Source organism: Polynucleobacter sp. MWH-UH25E, assembly GCF_018687095.1.
Classification (GTDB): Bacteria; Pseudomonadota; Gammaproteobacteria; order Burkholderiales; family Burkholderiaceae; genus Polynucleobacter.
This window is the reverse complement of record NZ_CP061286.1, coordinates 316587-336946: the sequence shown is the minus strand read 5'-3', so window position 1 is coordinate 336946 and position 20360 is coordinate 316587. Positions and strand designations below refer to the sequence as shown.

Annotated in this window: 21 protein-coding genes; 2 read left to right on the top strand and 19 right to left on the bottom strand. The window is 37.6% G+C overall.

All coding sequences use genetic code 11. From position 1 onward, the window contains the following. Positions 1 to 49: 49 nt before the first annotated feature. The 3 genes from ICV39_RS01800 to ICV39_RS01790 form a co-directional block, all read right to left on the bottom strand. Positions 50 to 202 carry a hypothetical protein gene (locus tag ICV39_RS01800; RefSeq protein WP_215390206.1) on the bottom strand — a complete coding sequence of 51 codons (153 nt, stop codon included), beginning with the start codon at positions 200 to 202 and terminating at the stop codon, positions 50 to 52. A 147-nt stretch (positions 203 to 349) separates the two neighbouring features. Beyond that, complete coding sequence (locus tag ICV39_RS01795; RefSeq protein ID WP_215390205.1) at positions 350 to 1237, bottom strand: hypothetical protein; 888 nt, start codon at positions 1235 to 1237, stop codon at positions 350 to 352. A 3-nt stretch (positions 1238 to 1240) separates the two neighbouring features. Then, positions 1241 to 1480, bottom strand: a complete 240-nt coding sequence (locus tag ICV39_RS01790; RefSeq protein ID WP_215390204.1) for a helix-turn-helix transcriptional regulator — start codon at positions 1478 to 1480, stop codon at positions 1241 to 1243. 72 nt (positions 1481 to 1552) lie between these two features. On the opposite strand from ICV39_RS01790, the gene ICV39_RS01785 reads away from it, so the two are divergent. Continuing rightward, positions 1553 to 2575 carry a site-specific integrase gene (locus ICV39_RS01785; RefSeq protein ID WP_215390203.1) on the top strand — a complete coding sequence of 341 codons (1023 nt, stop codon included), beginning with the start codon at positions 1553 to 1555 and terminating at the stop codon, positions 2573 to 2575. A gap of 17 nt (positions 2576 to 2592) precedes the next feature. Here ICV39_RS01785 and ICV39_RS01780 read toward each other — a convergent pair whose 3' ends face one another. The 11 genes from ICV39_RS01780 to ICV39_RS01730 form a co-directional block, all read right to left on the bottom strand. After that, the gene (locus ICV39_RS01780) at positions 2593 to 3069 is read right to left on the bottom strand and encodes a WbuC family cupin fold metalloprotein (RefSeq protein WP_215390202.1); all 477 of its coding nucleotides are present in this window, start codon (positions 3067 to 3069) and stop codon (positions 2593 to 2595) included. 17 nt (positions 3070 to 3086) lie between these two features. Further along, entirely contained in the window at positions 3087 to 4280 is a 1194-nt protein-coding gene (locus ICV39_RS01775) for a glycosyltransferase family 4 protein (RefSeq protein WP_215390201.1), read from the bottom strand. A 7-nt stretch (positions 4281 to 4287) separates the two neighbouring features. Continuing rightward, positions 4288 to 5412, bottom strand: a complete 1125-nt coding sequence (gene wecB / locus ICV39_RS01770; protein WP_215390200.1) for a non-hydrolyzing UDP-N-acetylglucosamine 2-epimerase — start codon at positions 5410 to 5412, stop codon at positions 4288 to 4290. Further along, positions 5405 to 6415, bottom strand: coding sequence for a polysaccharide biosynthesis protein (locus tag ICV39_RS01765; protein ID WP_215390199.1), 1011 nt, complete (start codon positions 6413 to 6415; stop codon positions 5405 to 5407). Before ICV39_RS01765 ends, wecB begins: the two co-directional genes overlap by 8 nt. Positions 6416 to 6428: 13 nt before the next feature. Further along, entirely contained in the window at positions 6429 to 7283 is an 855-nt protein-coding gene (locus ICV39_RS01760; RefSeq protein ID WP_215390198.1) for an SDR family oxidoreductase, read from the bottom strand. Continuing rightward, complete coding sequence (locus ICV39_RS01755; protein ID WP_215390197.1) at positions 7280 to 8212, bottom strand: glycosyltransferase; 933 nt, start codon at positions 8210 to 8212, stop codon at positions 7280 to 7282. The genes ICV39_RS01760 and ICV39_RS01755 overlap by 4 nt, the downstream gene beginning before the upstream one ends. 204 nt (positions 8213 to 8416) lie before the next feature. Further along, positions 8417 to 9574 (bottom strand): glycosyltransferase, encoded by a 1158-nt coding sequence (locus ICV39_RS01750; protein WP_215390196.1) that lies wholly within the window; start codon positions 9572 to 9574, stop codon positions 8417 to 8419. A gap of 5 nt (positions 9575 to 9579) precedes the next feature. Next, the gene (locus ICV39_RS01745; protein WP_215390195.1) at positions 9580 to 10485 is read right to left on the bottom strand and encodes a hypothetical protein; all 906 of its coding nucleotides are present in this window, start codon (positions 10483 to 10485) and stop codon (positions 9580 to 9582) included. Positions 10486 to 10585: 100 nt separating this feature from the next. Continuing rightward, complete coding sequence (locus tag ICV39_RS01740) at positions 10586 to 11692, bottom strand: glycosyltransferase family 9 protein (RefSeq protein ID WP_215390194.1); 1107 nt, start codon at positions 11690 to 11692, stop codon at positions 10586 to 10588. Further along, positions 11689 to 12780, bottom strand: coding sequence for a hypothetical protein (locus tag ICV39_RS01735; RefSeq protein ID WP_215390193.1), 1092 nt, complete (start codon positions 12778 to 12780; stop codon positions 11689 to 11691). Before ICV39_RS01735 ends, ICV39_RS01740 begins: the two co-directional genes overlap by 4 nt. After that, positions 12773 to 13429 (bottom strand): hypothetical protein, encoded by a 657-nt coding sequence (locus tag ICV39_RS01730; RefSeq protein ID WP_215390192.1) that lies wholly within the window; start codon positions 13427 to 13429, stop codon positions 12773 to 12775. Before ICV39_RS01730 ends, ICV39_RS01735 begins: the two co-directional genes overlap by 8 nt. A 154-nt stretch (positions 13430 to 13583) precedes the next feature. Between ICV39_RS01730 and ICV39_RS01725 the strand changes: the two genes are divergently transcribed. Next, on the top strand, positions 13584 to 14903 hold the full coding sequence (locus ICV39_RS01725; RefSeq protein WP_215390191.1) for a hypothetical protein: 1320 nt from the start codon (positions 13584 to 13586) through the stop codon (positions 14901 to 14903). A gap of 97 nt (positions 14904 to 15000) precedes the next feature. Here ICV39_RS01725 and ICV39_RS01720 read toward each other — a convergent pair whose 3' ends face one another. From ICV39_RS01720 to ICV39_RS01700, 5 genes are all read right to left on the bottom strand, one after another. After that, positions 15001 to 15852 carry a glycosyltransferase family 2 protein gene (locus tag ICV39_RS01720; RefSeq protein WP_215390190.1) on the bottom strand — a complete coding sequence of 284 codons (852 nt, stop codon included), beginning with the start codon at positions 15850 to 15852 and terminating at the stop codon, positions 15001 to 15003. Continuing rightward, entirely contained in the window at positions 15849 to 16763 is a 915-nt protein-coding gene (locus tag ICV39_RS01715; protein WP_215390189.1) for a class I SAM-dependent methyltransferase, read from the bottom strand. The genes ICV39_RS01720 and ICV39_RS01715 overlap by 4 nt, the downstream gene beginning before the upstream one ends. Beyond that, complete coding sequence (locus tag ICV39_RS01710; RefSeq protein ID WP_256437480.1) at positions 16747 to 17913, bottom strand: polysialyltransferase family glycosyltransferase; 1167 nt, start codon at positions 17911 to 17913, stop codon at positions 16747 to 16749. The genes ICV39_RS01715 and ICV39_RS01710 overlap by 17 nt, the downstream gene beginning before the upstream one ends. Before the next feature lie 95 nt (positions 17914 to 18008). Beyond that, the gene (locus tag ICV39_RS01705) at positions 18009 to 19469 is read right to left on the bottom strand and encodes a lipopolysaccharide biosynthesis protein (RefSeq protein WP_215390187.1); all 1461 of its coding nucleotides are present in this window, start codon (positions 19467 to 19469) and stop codon (positions 18009 to 18011) included. 28 nt (positions 19470 to 19497) lie between these two features. After that, a complete protein-coding gene (locus ICV39_RS01700) occupies positions 19498 to 20340 on the bottom strand; it encodes an SDR family oxidoreductase (RefSeq protein WP_215390186.1) in 843 nt (280 codons plus the stop codon). Positions 20341 to 20360: the final 20 nt, after the last annotated feature.

Genomic DNA, 20360 nt, shown 5'->3' with positions numbered 1-20360 from the left:
TAGAGCGTTTGTGAACGTATTCAATTGATAACATGAACATCTCCCAGAGTTAGTTGAGAATGAAATGGCGATAGATCAAGCCTAATTGAAAAACATCAAGATAGCGGTAAGCATTTTCTGATCCAGCAGTAAGAATATCTGCAAATTGATATCCAATTAAAGAGCGATAGATGGCATTAGCGGGCGCTTCTGTGTCACTCATCCCAATAAAGTAACGAGATTTAGGGGATAGCCTCCCCTATAACAAATGAGAATGAGTCCGTTTTGTAAATTTCCCTCCAAGGAATAGCTTTCTTTATAAATCTAAATACGTCTTATTTAGATTTCGTGGTAAAAAATAAATCCTCTATCAACCTGCGGATTTTTTGCCTTCATCAGAATCAATTACATTATTCGTAGGCACATCGACCACCTGTATTTTGCGTTTCCATTCTTGATGTTTGCGTAACTCACTTAAGGCGCGATAAAAGTTCCGACGCAAATCATCAAATGCCCTACTAGGTTTTTCACTTTGCATCATCTCCATCAAGCGCTTATCTTTAACGGCTTGCAACTCTTGCTGAATTTGAATTTGGTTTTTACAAAGCAAAATTACCTCTTCAAGCTCCTTAGTGGCAACTTGCATAAAATAATTCCAAAAGAGCTCTGTTCTTCCTGCATCAGTTTTGTACTCATAATGAAGAACATTTTCTGAAGTTGGATTAATAAATCCAAAACTCTCAATCTGCTTAATCAATATTTTACTTAACAGTGGGTGCTCATTTTCTAGACTCTCTAAATCGTAAACCGTTGCACCTTTGCCGCGAAGATAATTAATATGGTCTTTAGCCAACCCTGCGGACTTTCTAAGATCATCTGTATAAATATGTATCTGATGCAAATTTGATTCAACTAGTGGGGATGATAAAAATTTAGTTTCATTCTTATCAAAATATCCCAATGGAGCATTAAGACGTGAAAGTGTAAATCGTAGCTCTAAGTTTTCAAGGCGAATCTTCTTCCAAGCCAAAACAGCAAGATCATGCACCATCGCAATCTCTGCCATATCTTCTGGACAAAAGTCTCTGACAAATTGATCCTCGATTTGACGAAACTGAGATTCATCTTCGCCCGGCAAAATTAGTGTGTTGGAATATGCCCCAGTCTTTAAAGCATTTTGTGATGCAATCTTTTTACCCTCATCACTTCTTGGCCCACCTGAGCGATTTGATTTGGTTGCAGATGAGGGCTTAGCCATGATTTAGCCCTTATCAAATAGTCGAACACCAGGACCCTCATCGGGGGTACCAATGAACTCGATGCCAGCGCTCTCAAGGGTACGCTTAACAGAATCAAGCGTCTTGATGTTGGCAGACGGCACACCTTCAAAGGACTCTAGACGCACAAGGGTTGTAAATCCAATTCCAGATAATTCAGCCAATTTCGCAGTTGTAAGCCCAAGCAAAGCACGCGCCGCCTTAATTTGACCACTTGTAATCAAGATTAAAATAACCTATAATGATATTAATTATTGTATTTAAGTAATATTTGATATCTTATTGGAGATAAAAAAATGCTTATTAATCAAGATTTTGCACAATCCGAGCCTAAAAGTCCAGCTAAAAGAAAGCTGGAGTTAGTGGGCAACGCCGATCAAAGAACAGATAAGATAAGTAACCCCTCAGACTTCAATAAATCTGTCAAACTTCTACAAGCAACTATCGTAAAAATTGAAGGTGCTTATGCACCGGCTACGATCAGAGCCTATCGCACTGACTTTAATGATTTCATTCATTTTTGCCATGACAGAAATGCAAATGGCTTACCTGCAGAGCCAAACTTGGTTGTTCAATATATTTGTGAGCTAACAAATAGCGGTAGATCTTCGGCGAGCATTAGACGAGCTCTTTGTGGGCTGTCTGCTATACATAAACTAAATCGCTTTGATGATCCGACCAAAGATCCTGATGTTGCTTTAGAGATGCGTAGAATGCATCGCAAGTTAGGTCGCTCTTCTAGTCAGGCCGGAAGCATCAATGCAGACACCCTAGAAAAAATGCTATTAGCTACAGATGACTCTATCAGAGGCATACGTGATAGAGCAATCTTATTAGTAGCCTATGACACCCTATGCAGGCGCAGCGAATTAGTATCGTTACAAATTAAGGACGTCAAATTCTCAATCAAAAATGGCGTTGAGAGCTCCTCCATTCTTTTGAGAAAAAGTAAAACTGATCAAGACTCTACAGGGAAATGGCTACACCTAGGTCAAAGAGCTCATTTAGCCATAGTGTCGTGGATGAACTATCTTTCTGAGAAGCAGGAATACCTTATCGTTGGAATTGATCGCGTAGGTCGAATTTCAGACAGAAACCTTGGTTCTGGTCAGGTCAATCGAATCTATAAAAGAATTGCCAGAAATGCTGGGCTTGATGAATTAGTTATTCAAGGAATCAGCGGCCACTCTATGAGAGTAGGTGCCGCACAAGATTTACTCAAGTCGGGAGCAAGCATGCCAATAATCATGCAGCGCGGAAGATGGTCAAAGACGGATACAGTTATGAGATATCTAGAGCACAGTTACTGCACGGTGTAAAAACTAAAACATCAAATTTATTTTGTAGTTACCAACTTCTTCAAGTTATTAAAATAATGCGCCGCCTCAGATGAATCCTCGGGCGGAGCCCATGGAGCCATTTCCTTTGCAGCACTTGCAATAAATGGGCCGGATTTAACCTCTAAAAGGATTGAATCCTCTACTAGAGCCAATACGGTATGCCAAACCACGGGCGTTAATTCGACTCCAACATTAGCTATACCTTGAGTAAGAAATTTTTCAGTACCAAATTTGGAGATTCGTTTAATTTCTCCGGCCTCATCGAAAACTATCAGGGCAAATAACCCCTTAACTGCTATCAAAGTTTCATCTTTTTGATCCTGCAAATGCCTATGGGGAGGAATGTAACTATCAACACCTATAGCATTAAATAATCTTTGGCAGGGCTCAGTGTAATCAAGGTGTAAATTAAAGTTTTTCCTGCCTCTAGGCGAATTGAAAGCGAATAAGGATAAATTATCCAAGAATTCCATAGAGAATTCTCTAGCACTCATGGCGCAAGAGCCTTCATTATTTGCTTAACCGCAACCTCAGTTGAAAAAAGTTCTTTTGCCAAATTTTTACAACGCAAACTCATTTCATCGTCAGTCATTATCTTATCAACCAAGGCCTCCGCAATATCTCTTAATTCGCCCACAGAGGATCCTGTATAGGTAGAGCCCACTTGCGTTTCATTGATTAACTCCACTAAATCATTTCCTCGATTAATTTTTGCAAGCACCGGCAATCCGGACTGCATATAAGACAGAAATTTTCCAGGTATATTATGTGTCTTGTGGCGCGGGTCTAGAATCACCAATCCAATACTGCATTGTCTATATAAAGCAGGAATCTCCGCAGAATCAATCTCATCAAAAAATAAAATGTTATTGAGACTGCGATTTAAAGCCTCCCGCTTTAAATTTCCATATTCACTACCTCTACCAACCATCAGAAAACCAATATCCCCTCTGTTGACTAGGGACTCAGCTAAATCAAGTACGACCCCCATGCCTTGGGCAACCCCCATATTTCCAGCATAAACAAATATTTTTCTGCCAGCCAAAAAAGTATTGCCAACAGATATGCTGCAAAGACTGGGTGTGGTCTCTGATAACCAGTTTTGCAACACCTCAATATTCTTTGAATTAAATTTAGGCCAGCTTTTAAAGTACTCAATATTTTTACTAGCCTGGACTCCAATAGTGTCTGCAATCTTGTATTGACTAGCCTCAATCCACTTGAAAAATCTATATGCAATGCCCTTTCCTATAAGGCCAAGGTCGAGAGCCCACTCTGGAAAAATATCACGAAGAATCAGGTAGCTTCCACATGAGGATTTCTTTTTAAGCCTTTTAACAAATGGCGCCCAAAAAATTGTAGGGGAGTACCAAATTACGCCATCTAATTTTTCACTAGAAAGTGGCGACATTAAATAACGCATCCACATGAAATATGGCATAAAAAATTCGGCCAACGTTCTTCTTATGTAAACCACATCCTTAGTTTTTGGTGATTTCAGTCTGAGCACCCGAACCCCATTCAACAGCTCCAACTTCCAAGCTTGATCTAAATCGGAATCCGGAACAATAACCAGAGAAGAAATTCCATATTTATTAAACTCAATGACCAGGTCCTTAAGCTGCGCTGCAGCGGATGTTCGTGCAGGGTAATAAGAATCGGTAATAACCGCAATACTTCTCATATACAAACTATTTTGACCAAACTGTTCTATTCACGTAATCAACATAACTCATCACTACACGAAGTAACTGCTTAGAAACAGGGCCGCCCTCATAGTCTGCAACTGTCGCCATTACTCTCCTAGCCTTGTCGTGCTGGGCAATAATTACTCTTATCGCATCCAATACCCTATCTTTTTTTAGACCACTCATAATCAATGTGCCTTCATCCATGCCCTCGGGACGCTCATGAGCATTCCGAATGGTAATGGCAGGAAGATTTAATAGGGATCCTTCTTCAGAAATTGTTCCACTATCAGACACTACGCAAAGAGCTTCCATTTGGAGTTTGATGTAGTCACAAAAACCAAATGGCTTCATAAACTGAATATGTTTATTTAGCCCACCTAACTCCATTGTGTCCAATCGCTTTTTTGTTCGAGGATGTGTGGAAAAAATAACCGGCATATTGTAAGTGTCGGCAATAGCATTGAGCGCCTCAACCATATCGCGCATATTTTCCTTGCTATCTATGTTCTCCTCCCTATGAGCACTAACAATGAAAAATTTATTCGACTCTAGTCCCATTTGCTTAATCACGTTAGAACTAGTGATTTTTGGCATATAAAAATCAAGAACCTCTTGCATGTGTGAACCAGTTTTAATAATTGTCTCGGCAGGAATTCCCTCGGCAATTAGATATCGACGCGCATGCTCCGTTAAGACTAAATTAATGTCACTTAAATGATCCAAAACTTTACGATTTAACTCCTCCGGAACACGCTGATCAAAACATCGATTCCCAGCCTCCATATGGAAAACAGGTATTTTTCTACGCTTAGCAGCAATGACGGCTAAGCATGAATTTGTATCCCCGTATAGCAAGACGGCGTCAGGTTTTACCACCTCCATTACCTCATCTGACTTCTCAATCACCCTAGCTATAGTTTGGGCCGCATTACTTCCAACTGCCTCTAGGAAATAATCTGGCTTACGTATACCCAAATCCTCAAAGAAAAGCTGATTTAACTCGTAGTCATAATTCTGGCCCGTGTGAACAAGCACATGATTAGTGTGCAAATCAAACTCAGCAATCGCTCGACTCATCTTAATTAACTCAGGCCGAGTACCAACGATAGTCATAACTTTAAGCATTTAATGCATCCTTAATATAATCCAACTTTAAAAGCGTATTTTTTATCTGGTCAATATTTAAGCGATCAGTATTATGGGACGTGTAATCTTCCTGGTGAGAAATTTCTTCCTCGCCCTCCGTAAAGTATTGGGCGTAATTCAAGTCCCTATTATCTGCCGGTATACGGTAATACCTCCCCATATCAAATGCCTTTGCCATTTCTTCACGCGAGATCAAAGATTCATACAACTTCTCGCCATGGCGAGTACCAATTATGCGAATATCTCCATTCTTTTTAAAAAGCTCCTGAATCGCTTGTGCTAAGTCAGCGACTGTAGAAGCCGGAGCCTTTTGCACAAAAATATCGCCCTGCTGACCATGCTCAAATGCATATAAAACTAAGTCTACAGAGTCCTCAAGCGACATTAAAAATCGTGTCATTTTTGGGTCGGTCACAGTAATAGGTTTGCCTTCCTTAATCTGGGTTACAAAAAGCGGAATGACCGACCCACGGGATGCCATCACATTTCCGTAGCGGGTGGCGCAAAAAATCGTTTCGCTTTTTGTCTGTAAGCGCGCCTTAGCGATCATAAGTTTTTCTGCCATCGCCTTTGAAATGCCCATCGAGTTTATTGGATAAACAGCCTTATCAGTACTCAAAACAACTAAACGGCTTACATTATTTGCCGTTGCAGCATTTAAAACATTTTCAGTGCCAATTACATTGGTTCGAACAGCCTCCATAGGATAAAACTCGCAAGATGGGACCTGCTTGAGTGCTGCAGCATGAAAAACAAAATCAACCCCTTTAAGGGCCTCATAAATACTTCCATAATCACGGATATCCCCAATGCAAAACTTAAGTTTTGGGTTATTAAAAGCAATACGCATGTCCTCTTGCTTCTTTTCATCGCGACTAAAAATACGAATCTCTCGTACTTCGGTGGACAAAAATCTTTTAAGTACAGTATTTCCAAAGGAGCCAGTACCGCCAGTAATTAAAAGCACTTTATTTTTAAACATACTTAGTCCTAAATTATTGATATGCGTGCATTAACTTAATTAATTCTGGCCATTCAGGGGGTTCATATCCAGTTGCCAATCTAAATCGGTCAGAATTTAAAGAACGGTCAATCCTAAATGAATCATCCCGAATAATTTCAATATCTTTTTGATAACATCTGGCAATCATGCCTAGCAACTCAAATTTGTTGATTGGCTTTGCCGCGACATGGTATAAACCAGTTAATTCATCATGCGGAATTACTACATCACGTATTATTTGTGCAAATACTACAGTGGGTAGCCCCGAGAAAATTGCCTTTGCAAAACCTTTGCAACTCTCGCCCTGAGATAGAAACCAGTCAAGCAATCCATACCTAGTCTGTATCTCATGTCCTATAGTAGAGGTACGGAGAGTGATTGTATTGGGATAATCCACTTCTCCCAAAGCTTTAGATCTTCCATATATATCCGAAGCATCAGCATGGTCGCCTTCACTGTAATCACCTCTTTCTCCAGAAAATACGCAATCGGTACTAATATGGATTAGACGTGCGCCAACCAGCTTACATAGGTGCGCTAAACGATGAGGAAATAAGGAATTAATAGGTAGCGAGACTAACGGATTCTCACTCCCATGCTTGTGCTTAGTGAGACCAATGCAATTGATAATTACATTGGGTTTAGTCTGCTCAAATAAGCCAATAAGATCATCCGAGCTCATAACATCGACATCATTTATTATTCGCCCTTGAATAGATTGACTAAAATAAGACTTCCAACCAATGTCGCGTATACTTCCAAAAACTTGGTTTTTAGCATCCTCTGAAAGAATCTTAAATACGGCGCTACCAATCATGCCGCTGGTGCCTAGTACCAATATTCTCATAAAGAATCTCCTGAGCGCATTAAAGCGAGAAACTGTGCTGCATCCAGCATTGTTAGCGAAGCGCGCTCTAACCCGATAAATCTCTTAACCGCCCTAGCAATTGAGACTGAAGAATTTGGATCAAAAACCTCTACGGGATCAAGAATATCGCGAACATAGTCTAATTCAGGCGCCAAAACTGGCAGACCAGCTTGCTTAGCCTCGATTAATGGAATCCCAAACGATTCAAATTTGGAGGGATAAATTAGAGCTTTAGATTTTTTATATAACGCAAGTACCTCCTTATGATCAAGGCTGCCAGCATTATTAATAATCAAATTCTCTTTATCACACAAACTAGCTATATGACTACACAGAGGGGTAAAGTTGCCCACATCTATGGTCAGGCATAAGGATGGAAATATTCCTTCTTTACCCAGCAAACTCCAGGCTTCAAGAAGATTTTGATGGTTTTTATGAGGCTCTCCAGAAGCAACATAGATGAAATCATATAGGCAATCCAAGCCTGCACAGCAATCGTGGGGATCAGGGGGAAACCCAAAAGCATTATCAACAAAAGGTAGTACGCGTATAGGAATCTTGCCAAATGTTTTTAACTCTAGATATTTTTTCATTGTTGGCGTTTGAACCAAGAACTCATCTACATTCTTTAGCCTGCAGGACAACCATAGCCGCTCAATTAAAAGTCGCACCCTACTTTTAAATGGGAGCTTATGTAGCGATACAGGATCTATTAAATATCTATTTTGCAAAAATACAACCACGCGCCCCTTTAACTTAAAAAGTGGAGGCAAATTTCCAAAACGCAAAACAAAATCACCTGGCAACACTTTCCTGGCCTGAAGAATCTCAAAAAATAACCGATGAAAAATAGTTGGATTGACTGTATTGATTTGAATATCCTTTCTAATACCCTCCGATAAAGTCATGCGCTGATCTATTGACAAATAAACTGGGATTTCCATGGATCTTAAGAGCGCATTAAGCAAGACTGATCCGCCGCCCTGGTGCACGTTAGCTGCATGGATATGAAATCTACCTTCCATAGCCTTAGGTTGCCGCCATGAAATCATAATTATGCGAAATAAAATACATTAAATTTTTCTATTTAAAGAATTGTATTAATTCTATTACTAAAGCTCATGAGTATTTAAGACTTGCAATAAATTACCAATAATATTATTCAGATTTTCTTGACCAAAATTATCATGGGCAATTTCTGCAACTCTATTTATTGTATTTTTTTTATTTTTATAGATATCAGCTGCACTATTGATCATAAAAACTAAATTACTATAACTGCCATCGTAAAATTGAATGGCTTCAACATAACTTTCATAACCGTGCATGGGCAATTTGGTGGATATGAGCAATCTTCCACTCCCCAATGCCTCAATTATCTTGAATGGGAATATGCCGTCATTCGCAACGTGTGGATTAATTATTACATCTACCTGTGCAATTGCGGCAATAAGATCCCACTCTGAAACTGCGCCCAGATATTTAAGTCGGTCAGGCATCTTTTTTGCCAATAACTTAAATACACCTTGTAACTCTCCAGTTCCAGTAACGATAAAGTTTGCATTAACATCCAAATCCTCTACTAACCTCAATATCTTATCTGCCCCTTTTTCAGAACTCAAACCTCCGAAATAACCAACAATAGTATTTTTGTTTTTAAAGGGTGGAAATTTATTGGGGAGAACAGAAACATGTGGCGAAACAATACCGGGAAGCATAACTGATTTAATATTATGGTTAGCTAGCTTGTCGGCTAATTTTCCATTAACAACAATACCATAATCTAGTTGTCTTATAGCAAGACGCCAGAAAATCCAATCTAAATATGGCTTAGGGTTAAATAATCTTCTGCGAGCAAAATGCCAGTCTTCAAATTCTAATATCGTTTTTACGCGATATTTTTTTCGTAAATAAGCAGCTACCCGCATTTCAAATGCATATCCGTTGTAACACCATACTACATTTGGAATCCCATGTATTGAAACAACATCGTCTATTATTTTTTTGCTATTAATTAAATTTACAAGTAACTTAAGGCGAGAATTATTTCTAGCGGAAGGGGTTATAATTTTTACAGCACCTACTCCATCAAAATCCACTATTTCTTGCATTAATTGATTATTATCATGACTATAGCCACTATTTAGAAGTACGACATTATCATCAAATGATTTTAGAATTTTTATAATCGTCCTTATTTTTTTTGCGCCAGCAAGAAAAGGACTATTTTCAGGCAAAGTCCCAGAATAAGGGGCCACTATTAAAATCATAATTATTAATTAAAACCTTGTCCAGTATTAATGACATCTTCAATAAAAAATAAGCCCTTTACTGAAAAATAGAGCATCAGAAAATATACTAGCAGGTTATTCATTTTTCTTTCTTTTACAAGGAAATAAATTGCTATTGTAAATGCAATCATATTAATCCTCGTGCCACCAATTATTATTACGATGGGTAAAAGCGGTAAAATTGCAATAGCCATCTGATAAGGCCTAGAGCTTATATAAAGTGGTATACCTATTAGAAGAATAAGTTTCAAAACTTCCAATGGATCACCAGAGCCTAGATATGCATTAATTTTTATTATTAAATAATCATATATATAAAATACAAGTCCTATAACTGTAATGACAATCAATAAATTCAATCTTGGACTTTTTAGCTCGAGGGATATTAATGATTTTCTTATATTTTTGCAAAAGTATAAGAAACTAAAACAGAATAGAATAATTATTGACTGGAAATGCGAGAGAGACGAAAAAAATAGAAGCAAGATTCGCAACTTACCCCCAGTTAATTCTGATAAAACTAAAAATAAATATGCAATTTTTAATCTTTCAGCAAAACTTATTAATACAACAATATAAAAGTTAGAAAGCAATAAAAAAATCATTGGCACAGCAACTCTATTCTTGCGCAAAAAAATGTAAAGGCCAATAATTAAAAGGGTATTTATTATTGACAAATACACATCTTTGGGAATACCGAGATACGCCCCCACCCATAAGATAATAGCACTTAGCGGTTCCGCACCCCCGGTGTGTGCAATTGAAATATCGATTGCACTAAACAAATTAGCATCGCTCAGAGCTTCATATAGTTTTCTATACCATATTTGATCGCCTTCAATGCAATACCCTAAAAAAATGTATGAAAGAAGAAACGCAACGGGCGCCAAAAATACTGGAATGAAGTAATTGATATATGCTGGTCGATACTTCAATTGATTTGCGCCTGAATCATTTTTTTCAATTTCAAGTCACAACAACCCATTAAAGCTAATCATGACGCTGAAGAAATGGAAGCTCATAACTTAGATACGATGTTTGCGTGCAGTATGCAGAGTCGTTGCAGGGCTTAACAAAGTATTTATGAGTACAAGGGCTGCACTGTAATCCGGCAGTTAATGGATATGTAGTATCTCTTAAGTCAACTCCAATAGGTGAGGTTGGCCCATAAAATGCAATCGCAGGAACCTTAAATAACTGCGCAACATGAAGAGCTTGGGAATCAAGTGTAACAACTAGGCCAGCGTTTTTTATCATATAAATAAATTCCTCATACCCAGTGAGTGCTATTTTAATTCCGCCAATCGATGCTGCTAAATTGTGAAAAAAACTATACTGAGGATCATTCTTGCTTGGAAAGATAATTGTTATTTTTTCATAGAATGAATTATGAATCCTACCAAAGAATAACTTCCAAAAGCTATTAGGCATGCGCCTTAACTCATCTACTTCACTACATGTTGGCGCGATAATGATGTCATTGGGGATATAGTTTTCAAACTTAGATTTGAATACTTCTTGGTGGCTATTAACAATAGTCAAAAAGTTTGTATTTCTTTTTGGATGGAAATGTACAATTTGAGATATTGAATCTTTGCGAGACAATACATAGGGAGATACCATGTATTCGTCATAGACTATTCTATCGATAACAGATCTATAAATATTTGTTATACCAACAACTCTTTTGGAGGGTACTGTTATTGATATTAATTTAGCAAAAGCAGATTCTGACTCCATATTGATAATGCAATCATATTGTCCCCGCCAATATAGCCTCAATAAATATAGCGTGGAAAATGCCAACCCTAAAAATCTATTTGTGTCAATGAAAACATTTCCAGCTGATGCAGAAAATATCTTTAATATCTCAGAATTACTTTTGGCCGTTAAAATATCGCATGACTCCCATGGAAGGACATCAATCCATGAAATAAGATTCCCACCACCCATGATCTTAATGAGAAGATATCTACCATTCGAGCTCGATATCCTTCTACCTTTAAACAGTAATTTAAATAGAAATACCAAGAAAATAACAGGGTAAATAATGCCCTTACTAAAACCATCTAACAATAACAAGATATTTTTATTCATAGCTCACATACCTTACGATGAGCTTTTACCAAATTAACTGCCTGCAAAACTATGTCATTTGAGATTGGTCCAGGCTTCGTTTGCACTACGGAAGCCATGCCAAGAATAAAAGTATTTGGTAAATGCTTTGCGATGTACTCATTTAGAGGTGTGCCATTAATTCTTAAATTAAAGTAATGTATGGATTTTCCAAACCCCCCCCCTCCAAGCTCCTTTAGCAAGACTCCATTAGTAATAGTAAATCTGGAAGTAACAATTTCGGACAAGTACACTTGGTCCAAAAAAAATCCAAACACATTTAGAAATCTTAACTTACGTGGTGCTTTTTGCAAGCCGATCGCATGAGATAGGGCTGCCGAAGGAAAATATCTAATTATTGTATTTTTATCGTCAACTTTCATGGGGCTCTTGTTACTGTATGCCCATCCTAAAACCCATTTCATTTTATACTCATCAAATTCAAGCCGATCGCCCTCAGACAAGATCTCAGAATTGTAGAGAATATCAATCAGCTGACACACTCCAGGCGCCAAGTATAAGATTGAGTCAGAATTTAAAACTATCTCCGAGTCTGAACTTATCGACCCCTCACAATCTATCAACTTTAGATGCCGATGGCCCTTTTCGACTTTGATACTCCTGAGATATGAATTTCGAACTGGCTCAAGAAATAAACTTGTATCAAGTATTCTCCCAAAACTGTCATGCAATTGTCTATATGATGACCTGTTGGAGCTTACTCCAATTTCCTTAGGAGTAAGTCGAGAAAAAAATAACCCAACCTGCGATAATTCTTCAACTATCGCCGGATCAAGCCGTGAAATATCTATAAACCCGCCCCATATAGAGGAATTACCCCCAATTATCAGACGATCATGAAGCCCAGTATTTTTAGCAAATTTTAAGAATCCAAATGATTTTGATTTCTTGGCGCATATTTTATTGATATCAAGGGCGTGACGCTGCTGCATGCCCGATGATAAAGTCGGGGTAGGAAAATGTATCGGCGTAATTATTGTTGCATTTGGAATTAGGGTCTTTAGAATAAACCCTGAAAATCCCCCACCAACAATAAATGCATCATCCATATATTAATCTTAGCAATCTATCAGCAAACCTTGGTCGCGGAAAATGAAGCATGTATGGACTTGGGCATAGTGGGAACCCTTCCAGTCCATGCATGCTGGACTTCTTTGCCATATCAATAATTTGCTCGGAGGAATGAAGTTTAATTCTTCCGAGCGTAGCTAGCCATCGAAAGATCATGCACTCAATAACCCCACCATTAATTGAGATGGCTCCATCATGAATTATTGTGTCTAAACTTATAATTCTCAGTTTTCCTGTCTCAGAAATTCTATAGAGCTCTTGGGCTAACTTTTTCTTCGCAAAAACATATCTTGACATTGTATTTTTTGCAATACTTTGTGCAGTATCAATGTAAATCAATTGAGATTTTTTTGAAAATTGAGAAGCAATTTTCACAGGATCTTCGACATTAACTCTAAAATAGGTCTTGTAATTATAAATGTATGATTTGTAGTCGTATCCACAAAACACAATAATATCGAAGGTTTTATGCGAATTTATAACATGGGCATATTCAGAAATACAATTTCGCCAAGATATGACTTGAATATTTGCATTCGGATATGCTCTCAAAAATATTTGATGAAATTTTACGCTGTTACCAACAAGTAAAATCGATAATACCTTGATTTCTTCGGTTATTTTCAAAGTTGTTTTAAGGTTTATTTTTGGGAGCTTAATTTATTAATAGAAATTCTATCACCTTATCCATACATTTCTATGGTGAGTAAATTAAAATTTCTCCTAATATTAGGGTGGCCTATTTAGATGCAACTGAAAAATAATTATAGAGGTGCTCAACATGGCTAGAGTTTTACAAACCAACAAATGGCTCGCATTTGCTCTTCTTGTTTTGGGATTTGGTTTTTTATTCACTGCTTTCTATCCAGGATTTATGTCTTCAGACTCGTTGCAGCAATACGACCAGTCGCATACTTTAGAATTTTCGGATGCGCTCCCACCCATCATGTCTTGGGCTTGGTCAAAACTTAATAGATTACGAGATGGCCCTGAAGTTCTCTTGTTTGCGCATCTGTCATTATTGTGGAGTGCACTATGGATTTATATGAAAAATTCTCGTGGCTACCGCTGGTCTAGCCTGTATCTAGCAGTAGGATTTCTTCCTTGGATTGCCTGTATTGCTGGCGTCTTATGGAAGGATGTGGGAATGGCATTTTGCCTGTTAATAGTAATGGCAACCCTTAGTGGACGCCACTTAACTGGAAAGAGTCTAATACTCACAATCCTCCTGCTGCTGTATGCATTTATGGTTAGGCACAATTCAATATTTGCGATTGCCCCGATAGTCTTCTTATTGGCATACAGACTTCATCCACTAGCATCAAAAATAAATCTGATTGCACTTAGCGCGGCTGCGATCATCCTATTATTTTTTTCTTCCAACTTGATCAATACTCATATTCTGCACGCAAAACCCATGCATCTTCAAAGGTATGTAATGACAGATGATCTATTTGCCATTTCATTAAATTCCAATAAAAGTTTAATCCCTTACCTAGATGATATAAATGAAATTAAGCGATGTTCAAGCGTAAATCTCATGGAAACCACATTAGTGGGAAGAGGGTTTTGCCTAAAATACTCATATCCCAATGACTACGATCTTCTATATCAGAAATCTAAGGAAGCGTGGATTCCCGCTGTCAGGGAAAACTTTTATGAATATTTAAAATTTCGAATATCAGTGTTTTTATATCTCCTGAGATCGCCCAACTTGCGCCCTTATTTTTTTTGGCAAAATGGGATTGAAAGCAATTCAATGGGCTTAATACAGAAAGACAATTTAGCTACTCAGATGCTAAAACGATATGTCTTTAGCGTTGCCGATATATTACCCTTTCTATTCAAGCCTTACTGGTGGCTTGCATCATCAATACTACTCCTTGTCGCCACATTTTTTCTTCAAGGAGACAGGATGGCATTAATACAAATACGCACCCTACTTCTTTCGTCAACACTTTACATCTTAGGCTATTTACCCATAACCACAGCAGCTGATTTCAGGTATGTTTATTGGAGTGCTCTTGCGACAAGTATTGCCGTAATTAATTACCTCTGCTCGGATCTCAAATTACGCAATCTCAATCAAATGAAGAAGTGATTCTTCTTGCCAGCCATCAAGGCATTAATGGCCGAGGTACGAGAGAAATTACTCGGCCCAAGAATAGCATGCACCATTACAACCATCTGATTTGATGTCAATACATGCCAACAATATTTTTTAATCCAAAGCCGTAACTCATAAATAATTTTGGATGTAAAAAATAAAATGCTACCCTTCCGAATCTCCACCCGTACTTACTCCTCAGATCTCTGATTTCCTCAGCGAAAGGGAGAACGGCAGCGAAGATTCCAAGTTTATCTGTGGGTCCATATTTTTTTACTATTGCATGAATTTCTTCCGCCCGCCTAACTCCGCCATTGCCCGTCTTATGATCCTTGTGAATTCGATATTTAGAAAAATTGATGGGCAAATAATGCAAAGGATAAAATGATGCCACACGCACGAACCAATCCCAGTCCATTGTAAAAAAGAGGTCTTCATCTAGGTAACCTAATTTACTATGAATTTCTCTTCTCCAAAAAGTTGATGGCTGTTGAATGGGGTCGCAATAACCTAACATCTTTCGATCTACTCTTCCTGGTTGACAATTAACTTCTTTTTTCGAACAGTCATCATGGAATACAACACCATTCCCATAAATAAATTGAGCATCTGAATTTTCTTGAAAGTAATGAGCAATTGTTTTGAGGGTATTTGGCATAAGAAGATCATCAGAATTTAACCAGCATACAATATCCCCCGTAGCCAGTCTGAGACCTTTATTAATCGCCTCAGACTGACCACCATCTCTTTCGGATACCCAGTGGTAAATATTATTTTGATATTTTTTGATGATATCTACTGAACCATCATCACTTCCACCATCTATGATGATGTACTCTAAATATGGATAATTTTGACTGAGTACCGATTGAATGGTTTCCTCAAGAAAGTCAGCCTGGTTATAGGATGGGGTAATAACACTAATAGTGAGATTTGCTTTCACACTACCGCCCTCTTCTTAAGAACCACCCTCAAATGATCGGATGAATTTATATACATCGGGTTCTTAACATTCGAGATCCCATTCTTAACAAAGCTCTTGCACATAGATTTGACCCTACTAAAACTGCTGGTCAGAGAATGTCCAAGGTTCTTTACCAGAATAGGATCATACCCATACCTATCGCAAATAAATTTAATTGAATCGCGTGTCAAGAACGAAAAATGCTCAATCCAGAAAAGATTCATATTGTTGTAATCAATCTTTTTATTAAAAGAGTACGCTCCATCCGGCGTCTCTATAAAAACATAACCGCCTTCTTTTTTTAGAAAAAAATTGATGGCACTAAATGCCTTATCTAAGTGAGGTAGGTGCTCAAAAACGTCAACAGCACTAAATAAATCAACCGAATTGGCCTCAAGGGGTAACTCAAAGTCAAATAAGGCTTTAATTATCTTGATGTCGTCTTTTTGAAAATTCATTTCAAATGATGGTTCTATTCCAATCAGCAATACAGACTGATTGAGAGCGCGAACAGCCTTTAATAACTCACCCTTGCAGGCGCCTATATCCACAAGCGTTCCATCTGTCGGCAATAGACGATTTAAAGTTTCCGCTTTTTTTTGCAACGCCCTAGACTCATTAAAACCATAATCAAGTATTTCATGCTGATATGAAGGCAATGCCTCAAGTTTTGGAATCAGCCCCCAATAAACCAATCCACAGTCAAGACAGCTGAATAACTCCCTGCTTGCAAAGGAGGGTGGAACCTCAAGACTATATTTGGGGTAGATTTTGGTATAGATATCAATACTATTTTGCAATCTTAATACCTTTCGGGCACCCCCTCCACACAATGGGCAAACTTTAATCCCCCTAAAGTCTGCCTCAGTTAGCTTAAATATTTTTTTCATGTGTCTCCGAATCCATCAATACAGTCTTTACATCCAATGATTCATTGGGTATACCGACAATTAATCCAGAAATCTTAAGTAGTCTTTTAAAACCCTTATCACGTTCAGTCAGCATGCTCTCATCATAATCATTGTAGATAAACACCTTAATTTCAGGCATCCAAGATCTTAAATAGAATAATGTGGAAGATACTGATCCTATAACACTATTTAACCCAAGAATAATGGGCAAGAACTCGGCTGGAGTATAGCAATTAAGCTCTTCTTTAATAAGGATACAGTTATAAGTAGAATTTAATATCTCCCAATCCCTTCGACCAATATTGCTAGGATGATTCTTAATTATTAATGTTGATCCAGGCTTAATCCCGAGAAATTTCATTTGTGCATTAATGAAATCACCCTGCCTTTCACTCCTAATTTCATCACTTGGCAAGTACAAATACGTATTCTCAGGGAATTCCCTAACAATAGAAGCAATTTTATTTAGCTCAGATGCAGAATCTGGATAAAGCGCTTGATAATCGGCCCAAAATTTATTTGCATAAACGCTAAACTGCCTGGAGAAATTATGCACAATAATTTTATCGGTTTGCGTAATGCTAGGCAGAGCATGACTGCATAGCCAAGTTGAATCACTAATAGATAAATTGGGATACCAAAAAATTCGATCCAAAAAACTAGAAAGCCTAATTTTCCAACTAACGCTTTGAGCTAGCAATACTGAGATATACTCTCCTAGTCCGTGCTCAATTACATTTATGCGAATATTTCTTTTTTTAAAAAATTGCCACAATCTAGAAGTGGTTGGCGCCCATAATACATAATCATATTCAATGCTTTCGAGCTCAAGTTGTGACTTGATCCGTCTTGAAATGCTTCTATAGTAAAGAATATTTTTAAAAAACTGATAGAGATTTCTTTTGGTTACAACCCTAAACTCAACATTCGCGCGAATTATTTTTTTAAATCTGGTATTTTGCGAAACAATTAGATCAACTATTTCATAGTACGCTGAAGAAACATGACTACCCTGCTCGATACAGAGGATAAATTGATTGTCTAACTTCTCTCGATATAAATAGTCGGAAATTAAACAACTAGAAAAAGCGGACATTGGCCCGTTGCAAAAAAAAATGTTTACTGTCATTGCCTACATTGCGGTTGATAAAAAATGTAGAAGTTATGGTTAGCTGCGAGAAAATAATTCCCCTATCTTCAACCAATGAATAAAATTTATACTAATCATTTCAATTCCTGGATAATTTTTTTAAAATAATTTTGATTGGACTTCTGGCCAAAAAATACGATAAAGAATGTAATCCCGCCAAGAATTATTAAAAATAAATTGGTAAATTTATTTTCAAATTTTGTAAAAAATAAAAAACAATATATTGTTATCAACATAATGGTAGAAGATAATATTATATTAAATAGTAAATTTTTACTTATAACAAAATCAATTTGATCTAGATTAATTTTTCTACATAGTAAATAATAACTTAGAACATATGTTATGAGGGTTGCCACCGCTGCGTAAACAACATTGTTAAGAATCCATAGCAAGATAACATTAAGAAAAATATTTAATATTGAACAAACCAAATTAACCTTAAATAATGTTCCCGTTCTTAGTCGTACTAGTAGGATGTTATTTTTAATGACTACAAGTCCATAGAAAATTGATGCTAGGGCTACTATCGGAATAACTTGCCACGTAGCCTCAGAAATATCTGAACTTGTATATATCTCCAATAAAGTCCTTCCCAAAACTATTGCACCAAATGTATATGGAATTGCTATTAATAGAAATAGTGATGCAGCACTTTCTGATAAGGTCTTAGCCTGAATTAAATCGCCTGAGTCCATATGTTTAGATATAAGAGGCGGTATAACAACACCAAAAACTTTTGGCACTATCATTATGAAAGATCCAAGCATGTATGCAGGTACGTAATACCCTACATCCTTTACAGACATCATAGCGGCTATGACATACCTATCCCCAACAGATAAAGTAAAGTCAACCAAAAAAACCATCACCAGCGGGAATCCTATAACCATCTCATTTTTTAAGTTTCTTGTTTTGGGGATATCAACCCTAAAGCCTATTTCTGACTTCATTTTGAAAAACATCCCTAAACCTACAAATAAACAAGCAATTGTTAGCGAAACTATGAGCGTATTTGGGCTTATCACACCAATCTGCCAATAAATACCAAGCGCTATAACCACGAAAATATAGGGCTGAGCAACTATAGCGGCATTAAAAAAACCGACTCGGTGCGTATAGCGAAAATAATCACTAGTTTGACCATATAGAGTGTAGGCAACTAAATAAACTGGAATGAGCCAACCGCAGAAACCAGCAAACTGTAATTGCATTGCCTCAATATTTATTTGAAAAAATAGTGCCGATCCCAAGCCTAGGAGTGCAACAGCTAGCATTTGAAAATTAAATTGCGGGTAAAAAAGCTTTGATCGCTCAATCAAGTCATTAGTGCTTGGTAAAAACCGTTTGGCTGTGACTCCAACACCCAGACTGGATATTCCAAATATAAGACCCATATATGACAGCAATAAGATATAAGCGCCATACACCGTTGGTCCTGAGGTCTTTATAAAAATTGGAGTTAAAGCAATACTCTGAACAAAAATAAATATTTGTCCAATTAAAGTCTGAATTGATTTTCGAGATGCGCTCAAAAATTATCCATATCTTTAAACATAGAATTTACCAAACACTTCTTCCACCATCCATAACGATATTCTGTCCGTTCATGTATTTTGAAGCATCAGAACATAAAAATTGAATTGCAGAACAATATTCATCCTTCTGAGCCATACGGCCTAAGGGGATCAAGGATGATAGTCGCCGTACGAAGACTTCGGATTGCCCATTAAATACCCCGCCAGGAGAAAGCGCATTGCAGCGTACATTTTGTTCGGCCCAGTATGTAGCCAAATAACGGGTCAAACCAATTAAGCCGGTCTTTATAACAGAATATGTAACTGGCTTTACAGGTTGCATATTCTCAGGAAGATCATCCTTGCGATAAAGGCGCTGATCCGGAGAGAACACCGACAGGTCTGAGGCAATATTTAATATCACACCACCCCGCCCATCTTCAGCCATGGCGCTACCAAAAATCTTGCTACATAAAAAAGCGCCATTTAACCCAACTGCTATCTCCAAATTCCACTGCTCAAGAGAAAAATTTTCTAGTCGCGAGGTTTCTAAAAGGGCAATACTCTCTTTTACCTTGGGATCAATTGCAGCATTATTGATTAATATATCAATACGCAAACCATCGCCCCACAAATTTTTTGCCACTGAAATTATCGCTTCAGGGCTAGTCACATCCATAACCTTTGTAATAATTTGCTTTCGTGAAAACTTTTTAAAAAGCAGTTGGGTTGTTTCTTCAAGATTTTCCCTGTTTACATCCGTGAGTATTACCCGTGCACCAACCTCAAGCAAAGCAGCTGCGTGTTCCGCCCCCAACAAACCAGCCGAACCAGTTATAAGCGCGGTTTTACCATTTAAGTTAAATTTTTTATAGTAAGGGTCATTCATATTTTATTTTTGCTCACATA